The 21,672-nt window shown below is 57.8% G+C and carries 25 protein-coding genes; 12 read left to right on the top strand and 13 right to left on the bottom strand.

Translation table 11 applies throughout. The annotated features are described in order from the left end of the window. Positions 1–5: 5 nt before the first annotated feature. From queC to DW349_RS06000, 13 genes are all read right to left on the bottom strand, one after another. Positions 6–680 carry a 7-cyano-7-deazaguanine synthase QueC gene (gene queC, locus DW349_RS06060; RefSeq protein ID WP_108124819.1) on the bottom strand — a complete coding sequence of 225 codons (675 nt, stop codon included), beginning with the start codon at positions 678–680 and terminating at the stop codon, positions 6–8. A gap of 47 nt (positions 681–727) precedes the next feature. Continuing rightward, positions 728–1,522, bottom strand: coding sequence for a tol-pal system protein YbgF (gene ybgF / locus DW349_RS06055; RefSeq protein ID WP_108124820.1), 795 nt, complete (start codon positions 1,520–1,522; stop codon positions 728–730). Between the two features lie 4 nt (positions 1,523–1,526). After that, positions 1,527–2,054 carry a peptidoglycan-associated lipoprotein Pal gene (gene pal, locus DW349_RS06050; protein WP_108124821.1) on the bottom strand — a complete coding sequence of 176 codons (528 nt, stop codon included), beginning with the start codon at positions 2,052–2,054 and terminating at the stop codon, positions 1,527–1,529. Between the two features lie 87 nt (positions 2,055–2,141). After that, positions 2,142–3,452, bottom strand: a complete 1,311-nt coding sequence (gene tolB / locus DW349_RS06045; protein WP_108124822.1) for a Tol-Pal system beta propeller repeat protein TolB — start codon at positions 3,450–3,452, stop codon at positions 2,142–2,144. After that, positions 3,449–4,213 carry a TonB family protein gene (locus DW349_RS17340; RefSeq protein WP_157954288.1) on the bottom strand — a complete coding sequence of 255 codons (765 nt, stop codon included), beginning with the start codon at positions 4,211–4,213 and terminating at the stop codon, positions 3,449–3,451. The genes tolB and DW349_RS17340 overlap by 4 nt, the downstream gene beginning before the upstream one ends. A 64-nt stretch (positions 4,214–4,277) precedes the next feature. Then, complete coding sequence (tolR, locus tag DW349_RS06035; RefSeq protein WP_108124824.1) at positions 4,278–4,712, bottom strand: protein TolR; 435 nt, start codon at positions 4,710–4,712, stop codon at positions 4,278–4,280. After that, positions 4,709–5,419: a protein TolQ gene (gene tolQ, locus DW349_RS06030; protein ID WP_232819282.1), complete on the bottom strand. Its 711-nt coding sequence runs from the start codon at positions 5,417–5,419 to the stop codon at positions 4,709–4,711. The genes tolR and tolQ overlap by 4 nt, the downstream gene beginning before the upstream one ends. A gap of 128 nt (positions 5,420–5,547) precedes the next feature. Beyond that, entirely contained in the window at positions 5,548–6,555 is a 1,008-nt protein-coding gene (gene ruvB, locus DW349_RS06025; RefSeq protein WP_108124826.1) for a Holliday junction branch migration DNA helicase RuvB, read from the bottom strand. A 28-nt stretch (positions 6,556–6,583) separates the two neighbouring features. Beyond that, on the bottom strand, positions 6,584–7,189 hold the full coding sequence (gene ruvA, locus DW349_RS06020; protein ID WP_108124827.1) for a Holliday junction branch migration protein RuvA: 606 nt from the start codon (positions 7,187–7,189) through the stop codon (positions 6,584–6,586). Positions 7,190–7,225: 36 nt separating this feature from the next. After that, entirely contained in the window at positions 7,226–7,750 is a 525-nt protein-coding gene (ruvC, locus tag DW349_RS06015; protein ID WP_108124828.1) for a crossover junction endodeoxyribonuclease RuvC, read from the bottom strand. 13 nt (positions 7,751–7,763) lie between these two features. Beyond that, the gene (locus DW349_RS06010; RefSeq protein WP_108124829.1) at positions 7,764–8,498 is read right to left on the bottom strand and encodes a YebC/PmpR family DNA-binding transcriptional regulator; all 735 of its coding nucleotides are present in this window, start codon (positions 8,496–8,498) and stop codon (positions 7,764–7,766) included. A 38-nt stretch (positions 8,499–8,536) separates the two neighbouring features. Then, complete coding sequence (aspS, locus tag DW349_RS06005; protein WP_108124830.1) at positions 8,537–10,309, bottom strand: aspartate--tRNA ligase; 1,773 nt, start codon at positions 10,307–10,309, stop codon at positions 8,537–8,539. A gap of 179 nt (positions 10,310–10,488) precedes the next feature. After that, entirely contained in the window at positions 10,489–10,764 is a 276-nt protein-coding gene (locus tag DW349_RS06000) for an acylphosphatase (protein ID WP_306418313.1), read from the bottom strand. A 342-nt stretch (positions 10,765–11,106) separates the two neighbouring features. Here DW349_RS06000 and ccoN point away from each other — a divergent pair, with 342 nt between their 5' ends. The 12 genes from ccoN (at position 11,107) to ttcA (ending at position 21,666) form a co-directional block, all read left to right on the top strand. Then, the gene (gene ccoN, locus DW349_RS05995) at positions 11,107–12,543 is read left to right on the top strand and encodes a cytochrome-c oxidase, cbb3-type subunit I (RefSeq protein ID WP_108124832.1); all 1,437 of its coding nucleotides are present in this window, start codon (positions 11,107–11,109) and stop codon (positions 12,541–12,543) included. Between the two features lie 15 nt (positions 12,544–12,558). Continuing rightward, positions 12,559–13,164 (top strand): cytochrome-c oxidase, cbb3-type subunit II, encoded by a 606-nt coding sequence (gene ccoO / locus DW349_RS05990; RefSeq protein ID WP_108124833.1) that lies wholly within the window; start codon positions 12,559–12,561, stop codon positions 13,162–13,164. Positions 13,165–13,175: 11 nt separating this feature from the next. After that, positions 13,176–13,358: a cbb3-type cytochrome oxidase subunit 3 gene (locus DW349_RS05985; protein WP_108124834.1), complete on the top strand. Its 183-nt coding sequence runs from the start codon at positions 13,176–13,178 to the stop codon at positions 13,356–13,358. Next, positions 13,355–14,251 (top strand): cytochrome-c oxidase, cbb3-type subunit III, encoded by an 897-nt coding sequence (ccoP, locus tag DW349_RS05980; protein WP_108124835.1) that lies wholly within the window; start codon positions 13,355–13,357, stop codon positions 14,249–14,251. Before DW349_RS05985 ends, ccoP begins: the two co-directional genes overlap by 4 nt. Before the next feature lie 95 nt (positions 14,252–14,346). Next, positions 14,347–15,756: a cytochrome c oxidase accessory protein CcoG gene (ccoG, locus tag DW349_RS05975; protein ID WP_108124836.1), complete on the top strand. Its 1,410-nt coding sequence runs from the start codon at positions 14,347–14,349 to the stop codon at positions 15,754–15,756. Positions 15,757–15,776: 20 nt separating this feature from the next. Beyond that, positions 15,777–16,280 (top strand): FixH family protein, encoded by a 504-nt coding sequence (locus DW349_RS05970; protein WP_108124837.1) that lies wholly within the window; start codon positions 15,777–15,779, stop codon positions 16,278–16,280. Then, on the top strand, positions 16,280–18,685 hold the full coding sequence (locus tag DW349_RS05965) for a heavy metal translocating P-type ATPase (RefSeq protein WP_108124838.1): 2,406 nt from the start codon (positions 16,280–16,282) through the stop codon (positions 18,683–18,685). The genes DW349_RS05970 and DW349_RS05965 overlap by 1 nt, the downstream gene beginning before the upstream one ends. Before the next feature lie 3 nt (positions 18,686–18,688). Next, positions 18,689–18,871 (top strand): cbb3-type cytochrome oxidase assembly protein CcoS, encoded by a 183-nt coding sequence (gene ccoS / locus DW349_RS05960; RefSeq protein WP_108124839.1) that lies wholly within the window; start codon positions 18,689–18,691, stop codon positions 18,869–18,871. Next, complete coding sequence (locus DW349_RS05955) at positions 18,861–19,502, top strand: sulfite exporter TauE/SafE family protein (RefSeq protein ID WP_108124840.1); 642 nt, start codon at positions 18,861–18,863, stop codon at positions 19,500–19,502. Before ccoS ends, DW349_RS05955 begins: the two co-directional genes overlap by 11 nt. 3 nt (positions 19,503–19,505) lie before the next feature. Then, complete coding sequence (locus tag DW349_RS05950) at positions 19,506–20,102, top strand: gamma-glutamylcyclotransferase family protein (RefSeq protein ID WP_108124841.1); 597 nt, start codon at positions 19,506–19,508, stop codon at positions 20,100–20,102. 114 nt (positions 20,103–20,216) lie between these two features. Continuing rightward, positions 20,217–20,684 carry a hypothetical protein gene (locus DW349_RS05945; RefSeq protein WP_108124842.1) on the top strand — a complete coding sequence of 156 codons (468 nt, stop codon included), beginning with the start codon at positions 20,217–20,219 and terminating at the stop codon, positions 20,682–20,684. Between the two features lie 73 nt (positions 20,685–20,757). Then, complete coding sequence (gene ttcA / locus DW349_RS05940; protein WP_108124843.1) at positions 20,758–21,666, top strand: tRNA 2-thiocytidine(32) synthetase TtcA; 909 nt, start codon at positions 20,758–20,760, stop codon at positions 21,664–21,666. The last annotated feature ends 6 nt before the right edge of the window (positions 21,667–21,672 follow it).

The raw sequence follows: 21,672 nt of genomic DNA, 5'->3' as shown, positions 1-21,672 counted from the left end.
GCGGTTCAACCCTGGTATCGCGTAGGGTCAGCCAAACCCGCCTCAGCGAACCCTTTCTGTCGCAAGCGACAGGAGTCACATCGGCCACAGGCCTCACCCGCCTCATTTGCCTGATAACAACTGACCGTCAGACTGTAGTCCACACCCAAACGACTGCCCAGCTGGACCGTTTCAGCCTTGCTGAGTTCGATGAGCGGGGTGTGAATTTTAATCGTCCGCCCTTCAACGCCCATACGGGTAGCCAAGTTGGCAAGGCGCTCATAGGCCTCAATGTATTCCGGGCGACAATCTGGATATCCCGAATAATCGACGGCACTGACACCAATAAAGATGTTCTGCGCTTCGAGCACCTCGGCCCAACCCAGGGCAATCGATAGAAACACCGTATTCCGCGCCGGGACATAGGTGACCGGAATGCCTTCGCTGGCTTCAGTTGGCACGTCAATACTATGGTCCGTTAATGCCGAACCACCCAAGCTGGCCAGGTCGATCGGCACAACTTTGTGCTCAATAACACCCATCGCCGAGGCAATCCGCTTGGCAGCATCCAACTCAGCGTCATGGCGCTGGCCATAATTGAAGCTAAGTGCGTAGGTGTCATACCCTTCCGCTTTGGCATGCGCTAAAACGGTGGTTGAGTCGAGGCCACCGGACAGGAGTACCACGGCTTTTTTCGTCATGGGCAAATCTCTGGATAAATTGAAGTATGACCGGAGCGGACACTGACCTAATTGGAGTTTAGCCGGGCCTGGGCGAGTTGAGCACTTTGGCTATCGGGATAGTCCAGAATCACTCGCTCAAACAACTGACGTGCCTGATCGGTATTCCCGGTTTGTTGAGCAATGATACCCAACTTGTAGAGCGAATCTGGCACTTTGGCGTTGTCGGGGAATTGCTCAACAACTCTCTGGAAGGCCATACGAGCTTCATCAATCTGGCGACTGGCTAGCTGTACTTCGCCTAACCAATACCAGGCATTCGGTGTCAGGGAATGGTCGGGGTGATTTTCCGCAAAAGCCCGTAATGCAGCGATGGCTTGCGGGAACTCACGTGCCCGTATGTGATCTCGGGCAGCATTATATTCCGCCAGAATGTCTTCATCGCTCACCGCATCCGGGCCAAGAGATTCAACAGGGTCGGCTTCTACAGTGGCCGCGCCCGAACTGGGCGTTTGCTGCAACGTCAGAATGCGCTGATCCAAATCGATATAGCGCTCGCGTTGTTGTTCGCGCATCACATCTAGCTGATAGCTTAACTCTTCGATCAAGCCTCTTTGTTCAGCCACCTGCTGCTGCAAATCCTGTACTTGAAACATCAAGTTCTCAACAAAAGCCGCCGATGGTCCGGCTCCGGTTGATCTGGATGAGGAATCAGGGCCACTCAATGTCCCCAGCCGTGTATTGCCTGTCGCCCCATCTGGTTGCGACTCAACAATGGCAGGCTCGGCCGAAAGTGATCCTATAAAAACAAAAGTGCTGCCCAAGAGGGCAGCACTGTAAATTAACGCTTGTTTTTTCAGCATGGAATTACTGGTAAACAATCTCTACACGACGGTTTTCAGCGTAGTCAGCTTCAGTGCTGCCCAGTGCAACCGGACGTTCTTCACCATAGCTAACAGTATCGATCTGGCTGGCCGCAGCGCCTTTCAGCATCAGATAATCAGCAACGGCTTGCGCACGACGCTCACCCAGAGCCAAGTTGTATTCACGAGTACCGCGTTCATCAGCGTGGCCTTCCAGAACGACAGACATGTTCGGGTTAGCAACCAGGTTCATCGCATGAGCGTTGAGAACGGTGCGGAATTCAGTGCGGATTTCTGACTTGTCAAAATCGAAGTAGACAATGGTCTGATCCAACAGCGCTTGGAACTCGCTAGTAACACTTTGTGTGGACTCAGTTGTGTCGAGTGTCAGTTCTTCGTCCTGCGCTACAGTTCCGGTTCCAGTGGTAGAAGAGGCTTCACCTGCAGACCCTGTCTCTGAAGTAGAGGCACAGCCCGCCAGGAATACAGCGAAAGTAATAGCAGCAGCTTGAATCAGTTTGGATTTAGCCATTTTCCTTTATCCCATCGGTTATATGTCGTTTTATTGGTTATTTACAGACCAATTTGCCCTTATTGGCATATTGCCCTGCAAATGACCCTAGTTCAAGTAGGGAGACCAGGCCGGCTCGATAACGTCGCCGTATATCGATGGCATCTGGCTTGTGACCTGCCCATCCAGGGACACCCAGGCCAAAACCCCCTCACCCCCTCTCTTCGTCGCATAGACCAGCATAGTGCCGTTAGGCGCAATACTGGGAGACTCATCCAGGTTGGTTTCTGTCAGCACTCGAATATTTCGTGATGCCAGATCCATTGCTGCAACGTGAAACCTGCCTTCCAATTGATGAATAAAGACTAGGTATTGCCCGTCGCTGCTGTATTGGGCTTTCAGGTTTTGACTACCCTCAAAGGTTAAGCGCTCAATGCGCTTAGTGGCAAGGTCCATTTGATAAATTTGTGGTCTGCCTCCTCTTTCAGAGGTATAGATCAAAGACCGAGAATCGGGTGCAAAACTCGGTTCAGTATCAATATAGGTATTACGTGTTAAACGTGTACTGCGGCCAGTGGAAAAATCATAAAGATATATTTCCGGATTACCCTCCGTACTGGAAACATAAGCCAAATAACGCCCATCCGGTGAAAACGCTGGAGAACTGGTATAACCGCTTCGACCGGATAATGTATCGGATTGACCCGACGACAATTCTTGTACAAATACTTTCCAACGATCGCCCACTTTATTCGCAAAGGCGATTCGACGACCGTCACGCGACCAGGCAGGAGAAATAATCGGTTCATCAGAGCGATAAACCGTACGGGCACGCTGGCCGTCGGCATCAGCCACCTGCAATCGGTATTCAAAGTTTCCATTGCTGGTTGGCAGTCGAGTTACAAACGCGATCTTGGTTGAAAAGATACCTTTAATGCCGGTAATGCGTTCATGAATCAGGTCCGAAATGGAATGTGCCAAATCCCTTAGCTGAGAAACAGCGACCGTTTGGTTGCCGCCAACCAAACGGCGACCCTGAACGATATCGAATAGCGAGAAACTGACGCGTATTTGTCCGCCCCCAGCCGGCTCCAGCCGACCAATGACCAGGTATTCCTGTTCCAGCAAACGCCAGTCCCGGTAGAACACGCCCTCTTGCGAAGTGGGCTGACTGAGCATTTCACGGGCTGGCAGCAGTTCAAAGCGTCCGGTTCGACTTAAATTCGCCCGAATGATGGCGTCCACATCTTCCGGCAAGGCTTCAGAGCCGCCCCAAAAAAACGGTACGACGGCAACTTTCGTCCGAGCGTCGTAGCCACGGGTAACTACAATTTCAAGATCTTCAGCCTGAACCAGAACGGCGGACAACAAGGTCACCAGAGCCAGTACCAAGATGGCAAGGCGGCGTTGAATTCTCACTTCATCAAGTCCTCTGGTTTAAAGCGAAAGCGGAAGGATCGAAAATTCCGATTAAACAAAATGGAATCTTCCGGAACCTGGTATCGACGAACACGCTGCACCGCTCGAATGGCAGACTGATCCAACGCAGCAATACCACTGCTGGAAAGAATCTCCGCGGACAGCAACTCGCCCGTCGGCAACAGTGAAACCTGAACGACCGTTTCACGGCCAGTCAGATCCATCAGTTGTAATTCCATTGGCCGGTTCCAGGCCCGCATTATTTGTTGTGAAATCAAATCAGAATAAGTTGCCGTTACTTGCGCGTCTTTTTCAATCTGCGCCTGTGCCGCCGCCAACTCTTCCTGCTGACGTTCCAGTTGTGAATCCTCGTCGTCCAAACCCGCCAGCATGTCATCGAATACATCTGCCGTATTGATCGGTTGCTGCTGAGCCGGAGCTGGCGTAGTTGGTTGCGGCGCCGGTGTCGGAGCCGGTTGAGGTTTGGGCTGCGCGACCGGTGCAGCGGGTTGTGGCTGCGGCGTTGGTTGTGGTGTTGGTGCCGGTTTTGGTTGCGGCGCGGGCTGAGGTTGCGGCTCAGGTCTTGGCTGTGGTTTAGGCTGCGCTGGCGCAGGTTGTTGCGCACGCGGCACCGGCCGTTCTTCACGGACGGGCTGCGGCTTGGGTTCCATCGTCAAATTGGCGGTCAGCGTCGGCGGCAGTTCAAACCGCTCCGGTGCTGGATGAGTCACACTGAATCCAACCAACACCAGCGACGCCAATAACAGATGCAGGCCAACGGCCTGAACCGCTGGTAGTGCCAAATGGGCTCGACTCAAGCGCCACTTATTGCTCATCCGGCGCCTCGGTAATCAGCCCGACCGACTCGACGCCGGCCGCCTGCAAATTCGACATGACCTGCATTACACGACCGTAGGTAATGTTGGTGTCGCCACGAATGTACACCTGCAAGCTGGGCTGTTGGCCCAACACTCTGGAGACATACTGTCCAACGCCCGACGGCTCAACAACTTCGGGCGCTTCTTCGCCGCGTTCAACATAAACCTGGCCCTGGGCGTCGATGGCAACAATCAGGTACTCCTGATTTTCATCACGCTCCAACGGGCCGGACTCAACCTGGGGCACATCCACTTCCACGCCTTGCATCATCATCGGCGCCGTGACCATAAAGATGATCAGCAATACCAACATGACGTCGATATAAGGCACCACGTTGATCTCGGACATGGGCTTGCGCCGTTTGCGGACCAGGCTACTCATTCAGCAATTTCCTGCTTGCGGCCCTGGCCGGCCAGCAAATGCGTTTGGCGATGCAGAATGGCCGCAAACTCTTCAGCAAAGGTTTCGTAGTTCGCCACTAACTTATCGGATCGGGCCGAGAAACGGTTGTATGCAATAACCGCCGGGATGGCAGCAAACAGACCCATGGCAGTCGCGATCAGGGCTTCGGAAATGCCGGGTGCAACCGTCGATAACGTTACCTGACTGACCGAAGCCAAACCACGGAAGGAATTCATGATGCCCCAGACGGTACCGAACAAGCCGACATAAGGGCTGGTCGAACCCACAGTCGCCAAAAACGGCAAGTGCTGATCGAGCTTTTCCATTTCCTTGCTGACGGCAACGCGCATGGCACGCTGGCAGCCGGCCATGATGGCATCGGCGTCGGTGACCTGCTGCTGGCGCAGCCGACTGAATTCTTTGAAACCGGCGCGGAAGATGTGTTCACCGCCGTTGTCCGGGTCCGGATTGGCGTTGATCTGACGATACAGTTGCGACAGGTCCATACCGGACCAGAAGCGCTCTTCAAAATTGGCAAAACGATGGTAAGCGGTGGTGAGCACTTTGCGGCGCTCAAAGATAAATACCCAGGTAGCGACCGAGGCCGCCAACAACATCAGCATCACAAACTGCACCAGCAAGGTGGCTTCGCTGACCAATTCCCAAATTGAAACTTGACTGCCCACTACCATCATCCTCGGAGACTTTCAGCGGGCCAGACTAAAGAAGTTTTTTGGCAAATACTAGACGGCGTCTATTTGCCCAAATGGGTTTTCAATCCCTTTGCACAGGGCAATACGCGGCGTTGAACGGACTATTCCGGGCGGGGTAATTCGAAGTGACGGTATGCCAGGTCGGTGACCATCCGGCCACGCGGTGTACGGGTTAAGAAACCCTGCTGAATCAAATAGGGTTCGACCACATCTTCCAACGTATCACGCTCTTCACTCAAGGCCGCCGCCAGGCTTTCCACGCCAACCGGACCGCCGCCAAATTTCTCGATCAGCGTGATCAACATGCGTCGGTCGAGATGATCGAAACCGGCTTTATCAACGTTAAGCAGGTTGAGCGCACCGTCGGCAATTTGCTGGTCGACGCGGCCCTGATGTTTGACGTCGGCGTAGTCGCGTACCCGACGCAACAGGCGGTTAGCGATGCGCGGTGTACCGCGTGAGCGATGCGCGATTTCGCCAGCGCCTTCGCGATCGATTTCCACACCCAGCTTACCTGCTGAGCGCAGTACGATTTCCGTCAATTCAGCAACCGAATAAAACTCCAGCCGTTCGACGATGCCGAAGCGATCCCGCAGTGGCGACGTCAGCAAACCAGCGCGCGTGGTCGCGCCGACCAAGGTGAAAGGCGGCAGATCGAGCTTGATGGATCGTGCCGCCGGACCTTCACCGATCATGATGTCCAACTGGTAGTCTTCCATCGCCGGATACAGCACTTCTTCCACCTGCGGTGACAGGCGGTGAATCTCGTCAATAAACAGCACATCGCCGGATTCGAGATTGGTCAGCATGGCGGCGAGATCACCGGCTTTTTCCAAGACCGGGCCGGACGTCGTCTTAATGTTCACGCCCATTTCGTTGGCGATGATGTTCGCCAAAGTGGTTTTACCCAGACCGGGAGGCCCGAATACCAAGGTATGATCGAGTGGCTCTTCGCGCATGCGCGCAGCGCTGATGAAAATTTCCATTTTCTCGCGCACCACCGCCTGACCAATGTACTCGGCCAACGACAACGGCCGGATCGCCCGGTCGAATTGTTCTTCGCGGGCGTCTTGCGGTTCGGGCGCGATAAAGCGGTCGGTTTCGATCATGAGACGGTCGGTTCGGTCGGCAAGTGGGTTACATCATCTGCTTGAGGGCAGCACGGATCAAGGCCTCGGAATCCATGCCAGGCTCGGCCACTTGTGCGATGGCACGCGACGCCTGTTGCGGCTTGTAACCCAAGGCAATCAACGCACTTTCGGCGTCCTCTTCGGCGCTGGCCGGACGCGGAGTGGCTTGCGGCGCCATCGGCATTGCCAGCAAACGCTCGGCACCGCCCAGATCGACAATGCGATCGTGCATTTCGACGATCAGCCGTTCGGCCGTTTTCTTACCAACACCCGGCACTTTCACCAGCATGGTGGCGTCTTTTTGCTGCACGGAACGGACAAACTGCTCCGGCTCCATGCCACTGAGAATCGCCAGTGCCAGCTTCGGCCCGACACCGCTGGTTTTGATCAGCGCGCGGAACAGGCTGCGCTCCTCGCGGGTACCAAAACCGAACAACAGGTGGGCGTCTTCACGAATGGCAAGATGGGTGTGCAGAACCACGGTTTCGCCGACCGGCGGCAACTTGAACGCGGTCGACAAGGGCGCTTGAACGTCGTAACCAACGCCACCGACATCCACCAACAGATCCGGTGCGCGATTTTCCAGCAGTGTGCCTTGCAGACGACCGATCATGTCTTGCTTCCTTATATAGCGTCGATGGAACGCGTGTTAATCCAGCCAGCGGCCGCGGCGCGAATGGCGGCTGCCGGCGACGCGCACCAGGCCTGCGCTGGTGTGGGCGTGGCACAGCGCGATGGCCAATGCATCGGCGGCGTCTTCTTGCGGCAAACCCGGCAATTTGAGGATGCGCTGCACCATGTGCTGCACCTGTACTTTGTCGGCGTTGCCGTTTCCGACCACGGCCTGTTTGACTTTTCGTGCGGCGTATTCACTGACGGCTAAACCCGTCTGAGTCGCCGCCAGAATGGCAACACCGCGCGCCTGACCCAGCTTCAACGCTGAATCGGCACTGCGACCCATAAAGACTTGTTCAATAGCGGCTTCGCCGGGCGAATATTGCTCAATCACTTCGGTGAGAAAACGAAACAGGTTATCGAGCCGCTCGGCAAAGGTCTCGAAGGATTCCAGACGAATCACGCCAGAGGTCACGTACTCCTGGCGGCTACCCACGACATTGATGATGCCAAACCCGGTCTTGCGCGAACCGGGGTCGATACCAAGGATCAATGCCATGGGCGCGTCGTCATCAGGAAGCTTCCGCTTCCTCAGGGAAGGCGGCGTTGGTGTACACCGCCTGGACGTCGTCCAGATCTTCCAGCATGTCGATCAGGCGCTGCACTTTCTCGGCCGTTTCGACATCCAGTTCGGTTTCGGTCGACGGGATCATAGTGACTTCGCCTTCGACTTCATGACCGGCCGCAACCAGCGCATTTTTCACGTCGAGGAAATCTTCCGGCGCGGTGCGAATTTCGAAGCTGCCATCGTCAAGGCTGATGACGTCTTCGGCACCGGCTTCCAACGCCACTTCCATAATGGCGTCTTCATCACCGCTTTCGATGAACAACTGACCGGCGTTGCTGAACAAATAGGCCACCGAACCATCGGTACCCAAATTGCCGCCGCACTTGGTGAAGGCATGGCGCACTTCCGAAACCGTCCGGTTGCGGTTGTCGGACAGACACTTGACGTACACCGCTACACCGCTGGCGCCGTAGCCTTCGTAGGTCATGGCTTCGTAGTCGTCACCCTCGGCGCTGCCGGCACCGCGGGCAATGGCTTTTTCGATGGTGTCTTTTTTCATGTTGGCGGTCAGGGCTTTGTCCATGACCGAACGCAACGTCGGGTTATCTTCCGGGCTGGGACCGCCGTTTTTGGCAGCGACCACCAACTCACGAATAATTTTAGTGAAGACCTTACCCCGCTTGGCGTCTTGCGCGGCCTTGCGGTGTTTGATGTTGGCCCACTTACTATGACCTGCCATAGCTTAAGTTTCCTCGTGCTCTTTCCTGGGCGACCGAATCAGGCGTCGGTCGCCGGCTTACGAATGCGAAGGTTCAGTTCGCGTAGCTGTTCCTGGCTGACTTCGCTCGGTGCTTGGGTCAGCAAATCGGCTGCTGTCTGGGTTTTCGGGAAGGCGATGACTTCACGAATGGAGTCGGCGCCGGTCATCAACATAACCAGACGATCCAGACCGAACGCCAAACCACCGTGCGGCGGCGCGCCATAGCGCAGAGCCGACAACAGGAAGCCGAACTTCTCTTCCTGTTCCTCAGCGCTGATGCCCAGCACTTCGAAGACAGAGTGCTGCATGTCTTCGTTGTGAATACGAATGGAACCGCCACCCAGTTCGACGCCATTCAAAACCATGTCGTAGGCGCGCGACAAAGCGGTTGCCGGGCTGGCTTTCAGTTCATCCGGGCTGCACGACGGTGCGGTAAATGGATGGTGCAACGCGGCCAAGCGACCTTCGCCGGTTTCTTCGAACATCGGGAAGTCGACCACCCACAGCGGCGCCCAGTCGCGCGTGTAGAGGTCCAGGTCTTCGCCGATTTTGCAGCGCAACGCACCCAGCGCATCGTTGACGACACTGGCTTTGTCGGCACCGAAGAAAATCAGATCGCCGTTGTTGGCGTCCAGCCGTTCCATCAATTGCGCCAGTACGGTTTCCGGCATGAACTTGACAATCGGCGACTGCAGGCCGTCCGGCAGGTTGGTCTTGTCGTTGACCTTGATGTAGGCCAGACCTTTAGCGCCGTAGATGCCGACGAACTTGGTGTAGTCGTCGATCTGCTTACGGGTCAGTTCGCTGCCGCCGGGCACTTTCAGGGCGGCTACGCGACCTTTGGGGTCCGTTGCCGGGCCGGAGAAAACTTTGAAATCGACGTCAGTCATCAGATCGCTGACAGTGACCAGCTCCAGCGGAATTCGCAGATCCGGCTTGTCGCTGCCGTACTTTTCCATGGCTTCGGAATACGGCATGCGCGGGAAGTCGCCGAAATCAACCTTGAGTACATCACTGAACAGATTACGGATCATGGTTTCGGTCAGCGACATGATGCCGTCTTCGTCGGTGAACGAGGTTTCAATGTCAATCTGGGTGAATTCCGGCTGACGGTCGGCGCGCAAATCTTCGTCGCGGAAACATTTGGCGATTTGGTAATAGCGATCAAAGCCAGACACCATCAGCAACTGTTTAAACAGCTGCGGCGATTGCGGCAATGCGAAAAATTCGCCCGGGTGAGTACGGCTCGGTACCAGATAATCACGTGCGCCTTCGGGAGTAGCACGCGTCAGAATCGGGGTTTCGATATCAAGAAAACCCTGCTCTTCCAGATGGCGACGAATGCTGGACGTAATGCGCGAACGCAACACCAGCTTTTGCTGCATTTCCGGACGACGCAGATCCATGAAGCGATAACGCAAACGCACGTCTTCGCCGACATCGGAATATTCATCCAGCGGGAACGGCGGCGTTTTGGCGGCGTTCAGTACGGTGATTTCCTTGCCCAGCACTTCGATCTCGCCCGTCGCCATATTGGCATTGACGGTACCTTCGGGACGCGCCCGAACCCGACCAGTCACTTCGATGACGTATTCAGACCGCACCCGGTCCGCAATATTGAAGCTTTCCGGTGCATCGGGATCGAACACGACCTGAGTAATGCCGGCACGGTCGCGGACGTCGAGGAAGATCACACCGCCATGATCGCGGCGGCGGTGAACCCAGCCGCTGATGGTCACGGTCTCGTCAATCAGGGAAGCGTTGAGTTCCCCGCAGTAATGGCTTCGCATAGGAGTTCCTGAATCGGGTGCTTGAATTGTCTTATTGCACAAGTCATGTACCGACGTGTCGTCGTGTACTGACAAATACTTACTAAAGGGTTGTCACAAAGGGCCGGCATTATACCCGGCTGTCGGCGGTTTAACTACCGGCAGCTCGGTGCTGTTCGGTGGTTATTGGGCGGCCGTGATCAGCCGGTCACAAAGTCAGTTGGGACTTCAGCGCCACCCAGCGCGATGCGCTCTACGTCAACTCCGGCAACCTGCGCGAAGTGCGGCCCCTGATGCAGCGCATCAATCATACTGGACAGCGCATCTTCGGTGCCGCACAGCAATACTTCGACCCGGCCGTCCGGCAGGTTAATGGCGTGGCCGGTAACGCCTAGCTCGCGCGCACGACGACGACAAAACAGGCGATATCCAACGCCCTGAACCTTGCCATACACCCAAGCCTTCATGCACTGCATCGACATTCCCTCTTTGCCGTTTTGGTCGCGGCGTCAGTCTAACGAGGCGCTCGGACCAATCAAGCGTCGCTGCGAATTTTATCTAATGATAATTATTATCATTTTATTGAGGGGAATTTATCGGTGTTTTCCGTCGCTATTTGCAACATTCGTTAACACTTCTGAGGAAATCGGCAGACTCCGAAAACCTTTGCTAGGCTCTGGCAAAACACGACGCCAGGCCACGTCGGACGGACAACTTTGACAGCTAAATTGACTTGGGTCATTTGCAAAACCTTGACGGGCTGAGCATACTTGCGCCGCCTTTATTTCCTAACCCCTAGCCCCTTCGGAAGCTGATTCATGAGCCATCCTAGCCCCGCTACTGAGGTGAATGAAACGTACAACTATACCGTTGTTCGTCAATTCGCCATCATGACCGTCGTCTGGGGAATTGTCGGTATGTTGGTCGGTGTCATTATCGCTGCTCAGCTGGCCTTTCCAGAGTTAAATTTCGGTCCTTATTTTCATTTTGGTCGCTTGCGTCCGCTGCACACCAACGCGGTTATTTTTGCGTTCGGCGGCTGTGCTTTGTTCGCAACGTCTTATTACGTCGTTCAGCGCACCACTCAGGCCCGTCTGGCCTTTGAGGGGCTGGCAAAATTCACCTTTTGGGGATGGCAGGCGGTTATTGTTTCTGCCGTTATTACCCTGCCGCTGGGTCTGACCTCTACAAAAGAGTACGCCGAACTGGAATGGCCGATTGATATCCTGATCGCCGTTGTCTGGTTGTCGTATCTGGCGGTCTTCGTCGGCACCATCCACCGTCGCCGCACCTCGCACATTTACGTCGGCAACTGGTTTTATCTGGCGTTCATTATGACCGTCGCGGTGCTGCACGTGGTGAACAACATTGCCATTCCGGTGAGCTGGTTTAAGTCTTATTCGGTGTACCCCGGCACCATGGACGCCATGGTTCAGTGGTGGTACGGCCACAACGCGGTGGGCTTTTTCCTGACTGCCGGCTTCCTCGGCATGATGTACTACTACGTGCCCAAGCAGGCGGAACGTCCGGTGTATTCCTATCGGTTGTCCATCGTCCACTTCTGGGCTTTGATCGCCATCTATATGTGGGCCGGCGGTCACCATCTGCATTTCTCTGCGCTGCCTGACTGGGCTCAGAACCTGGGCATGGTGATGTCGGTGATTCTGCTGGTTCCGTCCTGGGGCGGCATGATCAACGGCATGATGACCATGAGCGGCGCCTGGCACAAACTGCGCACCGATCCGATTCTGCGTTTCCTGGTGGTGTCTTTGTCGTTCTACGGCATGGCAACGTTTGAAGGCCCGATGATGGCGATCAAGACGGTTAACGCCCTGTCGCACAACACCGACTGGACCATCGGCCACGTTCACTCCGGCGCGTTGGGCTGGGTGGCGATGATTTCCATCGGCGCGCTCTATCACACCATTCCACGCCTGTTCGGCCAGACCCAGATGTACAGCGTTGCCTTGATCAACGTGCATTTCTGGTTAGCCACCATCGGTACCGTTCTGTACATCGCCGCTATGTGGGTTAACGGCATTGCCCAGGGTTTGATGTGGCGTGCGGTCAACACCGACGGTTCGCTGATGTACAGCTTCGTCCAGGGTGTCGAAGTCAGTTGGCCGGGTTATGTGGTGCGCCTGATTGGCGGTATCACCTTCTTGAGCGGCATGCTGCTGATGGCCTACAACGTCTGGCGCACTGTGCGCAACGACCAGGCCACTCAGGCTGAAACCGCGCCTCAGGCCGCTTGATAGGTAGGATTCAAGATGCAACACGAAAAGATTGAAAAGAACGTTGGCTTGATGGCCTTTCTGGTCGTCATTGCCATCAGCTTTGGCGGTCTGGTTGAAATCGTGCCGCTGTTTCGCATCGATGACACAACCAAACCGGTGGAGGGCCTGGAGCCTTACACCGCGGTTCAATTGGAAGGTCGCGACATCTATATCCGCGAAGGCTGCCACGTCTGCCACACCCAGATGGTGCGGCCGCTGCGTGCTGAAGTGGAACGCTACGGACCTTACTCACAGGCCGGCGAAATGATCTACGAGCATCCGTTCCTGTGGGGCTCCAAGCGCACCGGTCCAGACCTGGCGCGTGTCGGTGGCCGTTACAGCAACGAATGGCACAAAGCGCACCTGTACAACCCGCGCTCAGTCGTTCCGGAATCCAACATGCCGGCATTCCCGTGGTTGTTCGAACGGACGCTGGATGGTGAGCACACCGCTGCCAAGATGACGGCGCTGCGTCGGGTTGGCGTTCCGTACACCGACGAGCAGATCGCCGGTGCTCAGGAAGCCGTTGCCGGAACCACCGAGATCGATGCGTTGGTGGCTTATCTGCAACATCTCGGCACTGTTGTGACCGGTCGCTGAGGGGTTTCACCATGGACATCAATACGCTGCGCGGTTTAGCCACCGTCTTTACCATGATCGCCTTTTTCGGCGTGGTGTACTGGGCCTATTCCAGCAAGCGCAAGGCGCGTTTTGACGACGCCGCCAACCTGCCGTTCGCCGAGCTCGACGAAAAAATGGATGCTGCCTCGGACAAGAAAGAGGAAAGACGATGAGTAGCTTTTGGAGTTTCTACATTATCGGTATCACCACCATTTTCCTGGTGGGCATCGTCGCGTTGATTCACTTTACCCGACGCATGCCTGACTCCGAGGGTGTTGGCGAAACCACCGGCCATCAGTTCGATGGCATTGAAGAGTTCAATAACCCCATGCCCAAGTGGTGGCTCAACCTGTTCTGGGCGACCATCATCTTTGCGGTGGGTTATCTGATTGCCATGCCGGTGGGTAACTGGAAAGGTTTGTTGAACTGGAGCTCCAGTGGCCAGTTAACCAACGATCAGATCGAACACGAACGTCGCTATGGTGAGATCTATCAGCGCCTGGCGTCGGTACCGGTCGAAGACCTGAAAGATAACCCGCAAGCCATGCGCGTGGGTCAGCGTCTGTTCGAAGACAACTGCGCGCTGTGTCACGGCCAGGCCGCAACGGGCGGCTACGGCTTCCCCAACCTGACTGACAACGACTGGCTCTACGGCGGCGCTGGCGACACCATCAAGACCACCGTTCTGGGCGGTCGCAATGGTCAGATGCCGGCCTGGGGTGATGCCTTGGGTGCCGCTGGTGTGCGGGCAGTAGCTGAGTACGTCATGCAGTTGTCCGGCCAGGACGACGTCAACGCCAGCCTGGCACGTCAGGGCCAGACCCTGTTCAACGCCAGTTGTGTGGCCTGTCACGGCCAGGATGGCACCGGCAACCATGCGTTGGGTGCACCTAACCTGACCGACAACACCTGGCTGTACCGCATTCCGGGTGAATCGTTGCGCGATTCTGTGCAGTACACCGTCGAACACGGTCGCTCCGGACGCATGCCGGCCTGGGCCGATGTGTTGGGCGAAGAGCGCGTGCACATCGTCGCCGGTTACATCTACAGTCTGAGTCAGCTTTAAGCCGACTCACGGGGCGCGTGCCAGCGCGCCCCGGACTGGCTTGGAAAGGACGGGCGCGCCTGCCCTTCCCAAACCATTCCTGACCTTCACATGCCATGACCGATAAAATTCAGGTCAAAGACGTCACGGACGACGCCGTCAAGACCGTCGACCTCTACCAAGAAAGGGAAAAGATCTACGTCCGCCGGATCAAGGGTTTCTACCGCAATCTCCGTGTTTACGGTGGTGCGGCCTTGTTTGCGCTTTACTTCGGCACCCTTTGGCTCGACTGGAACGGCCGCCAGGCAGTTCTGTTCGACCTGCCCGCCCGCCAGTTTCACATTCTTGGCATCACCTTCTGGCCGCAGGATTTCATGCTGTTGTCCTGGGCGTTGATCATCTGTGCGTTCGCGCTGTTTCTGGTGACGGTTCTGGCCGGTCGCGTCTGGTGTGGTTACACCTGCCCGCAGAGCGCCTGGACCTGGATTTTCATGTTCATCGAGGAAAAAACCGAGGGCAAACGCAACGCCCGCATCAAGCTCGATGATCAACCCATGACGCTGGAAAAATTCGCCCGTAAAGCCGCCAAGCATTTGCTGTGGCTGGCGGTGGCGTTAGCGACCGCGCTGACCTTCGTCGGCTATTTCGTGCCGATCAAAACCCTGCTGCCGCAGTTGGTGACGTTTCAGGTCGGTGGCTGGGCCATCTTCTGGATCGCCTTTTTCACGCTGGCGACCTACGGCAACGCCGGCTGGCTGCGCGAACAGGTGTGCATCTACATGTGCCCCTACGCCCGTTTCCAGGCGGTGATGTTCGATCAGGACACCCTGATCGTCAGTTACGACGAAGCCCGGGGCGAGCCGCGCGGTGCGCGCAAACGCGGCATCGAACCGAGTGAAGTCGGCCTGGGTGACTGCATCGATTGCGAACTCTGCGTCCAGGTCTGCCCGACCGGCATCGACATCCGCGACGGCCTGCAATACGAATGCATCGGTTGCGCCGCCTGCATCGATGCCTGCGATTCAGTGATGGACAAAATGGGCTACGAACCCGGCCTGATCCGCTACACCACCGAAAACAGTCTCGAAGGCAAACCGAGCCGCATTCTGCGTCCGCGACTGATCGGTTACGGCCTGGCGCTGGCGGTGATGATCGGCCTGTTCAGTTGGGTGATTGCGACGCGCGTTCCACTCGATCTGTCGATTGAACGGGGCCGCGGCGAGTTGCACCGCATCACGTCCGAAGGGTTGGTGGAAAACTCTTATCAGATCAGTTTGATGAACATGTCTGAGCGCGATCATCGCTACCGTTTGAGCGTCGATGGTCTGGACGATCTGGAACTGATTGCACCGCCGATGGTTGAAGTCGAAGCCGGCGGCGTCGCCGAATTCCCGGTGCGTCTGCTGATCAACCCGAACGAGTTGCAGTTGCCGAACAACGAAATTCATTTCACCGCCGAAGCGGTTGAAGATCCGTCGCAACGAGTCAGCGCCGAGAGCCGCTTCTTCGGCCCGGCGCGATTCTAACCGGCGGTTCAGGAGTATTTATGGCAAAACAGACTGGTAAACGCTGGTTTCAGGAATTCTGGGTTTGGTTCATGTTGGCGCCACTGATCGCCGTGGTCGCCGCCTGGGCCTGGTTTATTCCCGTGGCCATTCGGACCAACGACGGCGCCATCCTCGACAATTATTACGAAGACGGCCTGTCGGTCATCGAGCGCAACACCCAATCACAATGGGCGGCCGAGCAGCATCTGAGTGCCCAGCTGCAAACCTTGGGCGAGCGCGTTCAGTTGCGTCTGGATGGTCAATTGAAGGAACGACCGGACACCTTAAAGCTGACCTACGCCTTCCCGACTCGCGCCAGCTGGGACGTCAGCGTTGAACTGACGCGTCAGCCCGACGGCCGTTATCTGGGCACGTTGTCCGAGGCCGTCAGCGAGCGTCGTCAGTTGATTCTGGAGCCGGTCGGTGTCGCCGAACCGTGGCGTCTGCACGGCGAAGCGGTTCTGCCGGATCGCAGCATCATCAGGCTTCAACCGCGTCTGTAATGACGCAACCCTGCTTTCATTGCGGCCTGCCGGCGTTTGACGAGCGCTTTCAGCTTGAAGTCGGCGGCGACGCAAAAGTCTTCTGCTGCGTCGGCTGCCTGGCTGCCGCCCAGACCATTCTCGACGCCGGCCTGGGCGAGTACTACCGCTTTCACGACCCCGACCAAACCCCCGCCGCGCCCCCGGTCAGCGACCGCGACCGCGAACAACTGGCGCTCTACGACCGCGACGACGTTCAGTCCGAATTCGTACAACGGCTCGATTCCGGCGACTGTCAGGCAACACTGATGATCGATGGCGTTAGTTGCGCCGCCTGCAGTTGGCTGATCGAGAAACGGCTGTATCAGCAAGCCGGCGTCGCCGAAGCCCGTTTCAACCAGACCACGCACCGCCTGTTATTGCGCTGGAAGCCAGGCGACGCCGCGTTATCGACCTTGTTCGTGGCGCTGCACTCACTCGGTTATCGCGCCCAGCCCTATCAGGCCGACGCCGAAGAAGCGCTGCGGCAAAAAACCGGCCGCCGCTATCTGCTGCGTCTGGGCGTTGCGGGCATCGGCATGATGCAGGCGATGATGAACGCCGTGGCGCTGTACAGCGGCAGCATTGAAGCAACCTACGTGCATTGGCTGCGCTGGACTTCGCTGTTCATCACGCTGCCCGTCGTCATTATCGGCGCCGGCCCGTATTTCACCGCTGCCTGGCGAGCGCTGAAATCGCGCAGTCTGAGCATGGATGTGTCGGTGTCGCTGGCGATTGGCGGTGCCTTTGCCGCCAGCGTCTGGGCTACGGTCACGCGCCAGGGCGAGGTCTATTTCGAATCGGTGTCGATGTTCACCTTTTTCCTGGTGCTGGGCCGCTTTTTGGAATTCCGCGCCCGTACCTCGGTGCACGCCTCCAGCAATGCTCTGGCACGCCAGTTGCCGCCGACCTGCCGGGTGCGCGTCGGCGACGACTACCAACAACGACCCGTGCGCGATCTGGTCGTTGGCGATGTGATTCAGGTGCGCGCCGGCGAACTCTGCCCGGTCGACGGTCGCCTGGTGCACGGCGCCAGCGAATTTGATGAATCGCGACTGACCGGCGAAGTCGCGCCGCAGCCGAAAGCTCCCGGCGGCAACGTACTGGCTGGCACCACTAATTTGAGCCAGGCGGTGGATATTGAAGTCGAACGGCTCGGCGCCGACAGCTCCGCCTCGGCACTGACGCAACTGCTGGAACGGGCGTCCAGCGAGAAACCTCGGCTGGCGGAATTGGCCGACCGTGGCGCGCGCCATTTTGTCTTATCGACCTTGCTGATCACCGCCTTGATCGGCCTTGCCTGGTTGTGGATCGAACCCGACCGCGCGTTCTGGATTGTCATCAGCGTTCTGGTCGTCACCTGCCCCTGTGCCTTGAGTCTGGCGACGCCGACGGTTTTGGCGCAAGCCACACAAAGCCTGGCTAAAGAAGGTTTGATCGTGACGCGCGGCCACACGCTAGAACGGCTGGCCGATATCACCGACATCGCCTTCGACAAAACCGGCACCCTGACCGAAGGCCGGTTCCGATTGATCGAAACCGAATTAACCCGTACTGCCCAAGACACCGGGTTGACCAACGACAGCGCTCTGCGTCTGGCCGCCGCGCTGGAAGCGGACAGCGATCATCCGTTGGCACGCGCCTTCCGCGATGCCGCTCAAGGCCTGCCGTTGCCTGCGATTGACGACCGAACCTTACACCCGTCAGCAGGCGTGTCCGGTCGCGATGCGCAAAGTGCCTATCGCCTTGGCACCGCTCAATTTGCGCTGACCGAATCACCAGCGGACGCACAACAACCCGGTACGCTCTGGCTCAGCCGCGATGGTGTGGCGCTGGCGCGGTTTCAACTGGCCGATGAAATACGCTCAACCGCCGCAACGGCGCTGCAACAGCTGTCGGCACTGGGCTTGCGCTGCCACGTCTTGACCGGCGATCCGAACCCTCAGACCGATACCCGCCTGACGGCCCTGGCGCTGAACGGCGACTACCACGCCAATTTGAGCGCCGCCGACAAACTGAATTGGCTGCACGAACAGCAGGCGCATGGCCGCCACATCGCCATGGTCGGCGACGGCATCAACGACGCCCCGGTGCTTGCGGGCGCGCCGGTGTCGATCGCGCTGGCGTCCGGCACCGACCTCGCCAAACAGGCGTCCGATGCGCTGCTGCTCAACGATCAACTGACCGTGCTGGCCTCGGCCATTCGCGCCGCCCGCAAAACGCGGCGCGTCATTCGCCAGAATCTGTGGTGGGCGCTGGTGTACAATGGCGTCGCTTTGCCGCTGGCGGCGCTGGGCTGGGTAACGCCCTGGCAAGCGGCCATCGGTATGTCAGCCAGTTCGCTGCTGGTTGTGCTTAATGCTTTGCGACTGAGACGTTTGAACTGAACCATGGATATTCTGCGTTTATTACTGCCCGTATCGGCCCTGCTGTTGTTGATCGGCGGCGGCCTGTTCTGGTGGACCGTCCGCTCCGGTCAATACGACGACCTGGACAGCCCGGCTCATCGCATCCTCTTTGATGACGATGACGACATGATTCCCAACGACCACAAATCCAAACGTGACCGCTGATCTGCTCTCAGCGGCGCTGATCGGTTTGATCTCGGCCGGCCACTGCCTGGGCATGTGCGGCGGTGTCACCCTCGCGCTGGGTTTGCACAGCCGCGGTGTCGGCACCTTACTGATCTACAACCTGGGCCGCATTTCCACTTACGGGTTCTTAGGTTTGCTGATCGGCGCCGGCCTGCATTGGCTGCCACCCGGCGCCACGCCGGTGCTGCGCTTGCTGGCGGCGGTGGTGCTGGTACTGATCGCGCTCTACTACCTGAACATCAAACCCTGGATCACCCAACTGGAAAAACTCGCCCTGCCGCTGTGGCGACGGTTGCAGCCACTGGCCCGGCGCTGGCTGCCGCTGCGGCACCCGTTACAGGCGTATCCGGTCGGGCTGGTGTGGGGTTTATTGCCGTGCGGGCTGGTCTATACCGCACTCGGTTACGCAGCGACGCAAGCCGATGCGGTTCGCAGCGGCGCGCTGATGCTCGCCTTTGGCGTTGGCACGTTGCCCGCCATGCTGGCGACCGGCGCCTTCAGCCAACAGTTGAACGGCTGGTTGCGACGCCCGGCAACCCGAGCCGTGATCGGCGCTTTGTTGTTGCTGTTCGCGGTCTGGCTGATCGTCAACGCCAGTCGAATGCTGTAACCGATGCAGGCGATCTTTGGTTACGGCAGCCTGATTTGCGCCGACAGCCGACGCCGCACCGGCGTGGGTGGGCCGGCGCTGGCGGTAGAAATCGCCGGCATCGAGCGGCGCTGGTCAGTGCAGGTGCCGGACTATCGCGGCACCGCTGTCGGCGCGCATCTGAACCCCAACAGCCACTGCAACGGCGTGGTTTTTGTGGTCGACGACGCCAATCTGGCCCGCTTTGATGAACGCGAACGCGGCTACGACCGACACCGCATCGACTGGTCCGCCGTACGCTCGCTCGACAGCCAGCCGTTGCCCATCGAATTACCCCTGTGGTCCTACGTCGGCGATTCCAGCGCCACACCACAGCCCGAGGCCCCCATTCTGCAAAGCTATCTCGACGTCATCCTCAACGGTTGTCTGAGTTACGGCGACGCCTTCGCACGGCGTTTTCTGCACACCACCGGCCCCTGGCAACATCTGTGCGATGACCGTTCAGCGCCGCTCTATCCGCGTGCGATGAACGAACCCCGCCTGGCGATTCAGGTCGATGCCTTGCTGACAGACGAACTGCCACACCTCCTGACCCAGCGGCAGTCACTGCCTGTCGATTAATCGCTACAGCCTTGAAAATGGCGGCCGCTAACCCAGATAGGTGCGCCGGAGATGATTCAGGCCGAGTTCAGTCCAACCGTATCAGGCTGAGCTCGAGCTAGAGAGGTGTCCGTTATGAATCCGTATTGTCTCGATCTGAAACAAGCCGTTATTGAGCCTGCATTGCAATGCGCACAATTGCCGGATGCCGGCCTGCCCGCCTGGTTGGATGCCGTGGCGCAGGCGGAACGACCGCGCCGCAGCGACAACCGCTTCGGCCCGTTCGGTATGACGGCCCGCCAACATCAACACGTCTGGGACGACTACATTGCCCAATGGCCGGATCTGGCCTGCCGCATTCGCGGTCTCGCCAGCCAACGCTGTTTTCTGGCCGATCCACATCGCGAGCTGAGCCTGAACTGGGGCTATGCAACGGCGCTGGCTGCGCTTAATGCGCGTTTTCACGCCGACGGCCCGTTGCCATTGCTGAACAGCGACGAGGCGGTCGCTTTGTGGCAGCAAGCCTGTCACCGCGGCCATCGCGTCGACGACGCCGTTTTCCGTCGCGCCTACCACCCGCAACCCTCGCGCCTAGCGGCCTGACACCGGCCGGGGCTTGTTGTTCGGCGGCTGAGGTGGTAGAACACGCGCCCGACCCCCAGCCGTCCAGAACACCATGACTGTCCAGAGCATTGCCGAAAAGAAATCGCGTACCGAATTCAACAAACTGCAAAAACGGCTGCGCCGCGAAACCGGTCGCGCCATTGCCGATTTCAACATGATCGAAGAAGGCGACACCGTCATGGTGTGCCTCTCTGGCGGCAAAGATTCCTACACCCTGCTCGACATCCTGATGAATTTGCAACGCAGCGCGCCGGTCGATTTCAAACTGGTGGCGGTCAATCTGGACCAGAAACAACCCGGCTTCCCGGAAGACATTCTGCCCAATTACCTGAAAAACCTGGGCGTGCCGTACCACATCCTGGAGCGCGACACTTACAGCATCGTTCAGGACATGGTGCCCGAGGGCAAAACCACCTGCGGTATCTGCTCACGGCTGCGTCGCGGCACGCTTTACGCCTTTGCCGACCAGATCGGCGCGACCAAGGTCGCGCTCGGCCATCATCGCGACGACATTCTGGAAACGCTGTTTTTGAACATGTTTTACGGCGGCAAACTCAAAGCCATGCCGCCTAAGTTGTTGTCCGACAGCGGCACCAACATTCTGATCCGGCCGTTGGCCTATTGCCGCGAAGACGACATCGAGCAATACGCCCAGGCGCGCGAATTCCCGATCATCCCGTGCAACCTGTGCGGCTCGCAGGACAACCTGCAACGCCAGGCGATTAAAGGCATGTTGCGCGACTGGGAAAAACAGCATCCGGGCCGCGTTGAAAACATCTTCCGGTCCATCCAGAACATCGCACCGTCCCAACTGGCGGACCGTCAACAATTCGATTTCCTGTCAATGCAGGCCATCGGCATCCCGTTGGCGCCAGTCAGCGACGGCGGCGAGTTCAGTCCGATGGCACAAACCCGCGTCAATACCTGGGTACCGGACACCGACGAACTGACCGACGAATAGACCCCA

The organism is Saccharospirillum mangrovi (assembly GCF_003367315.1).
In the GTDB taxonomy this organism is placed as follows: Bacteria; Pseudomonadota; Gammaproteobacteria; order Pseudomonadales; family Natronospirillaceae; genus Saccharospirillum; species Saccharospirillum mangrovi.
The sequence above is the reverse complement of the archived record's forward strand: the minus strand, read 5'-3'. Positions and strand labels throughout refer to the sequence as shown.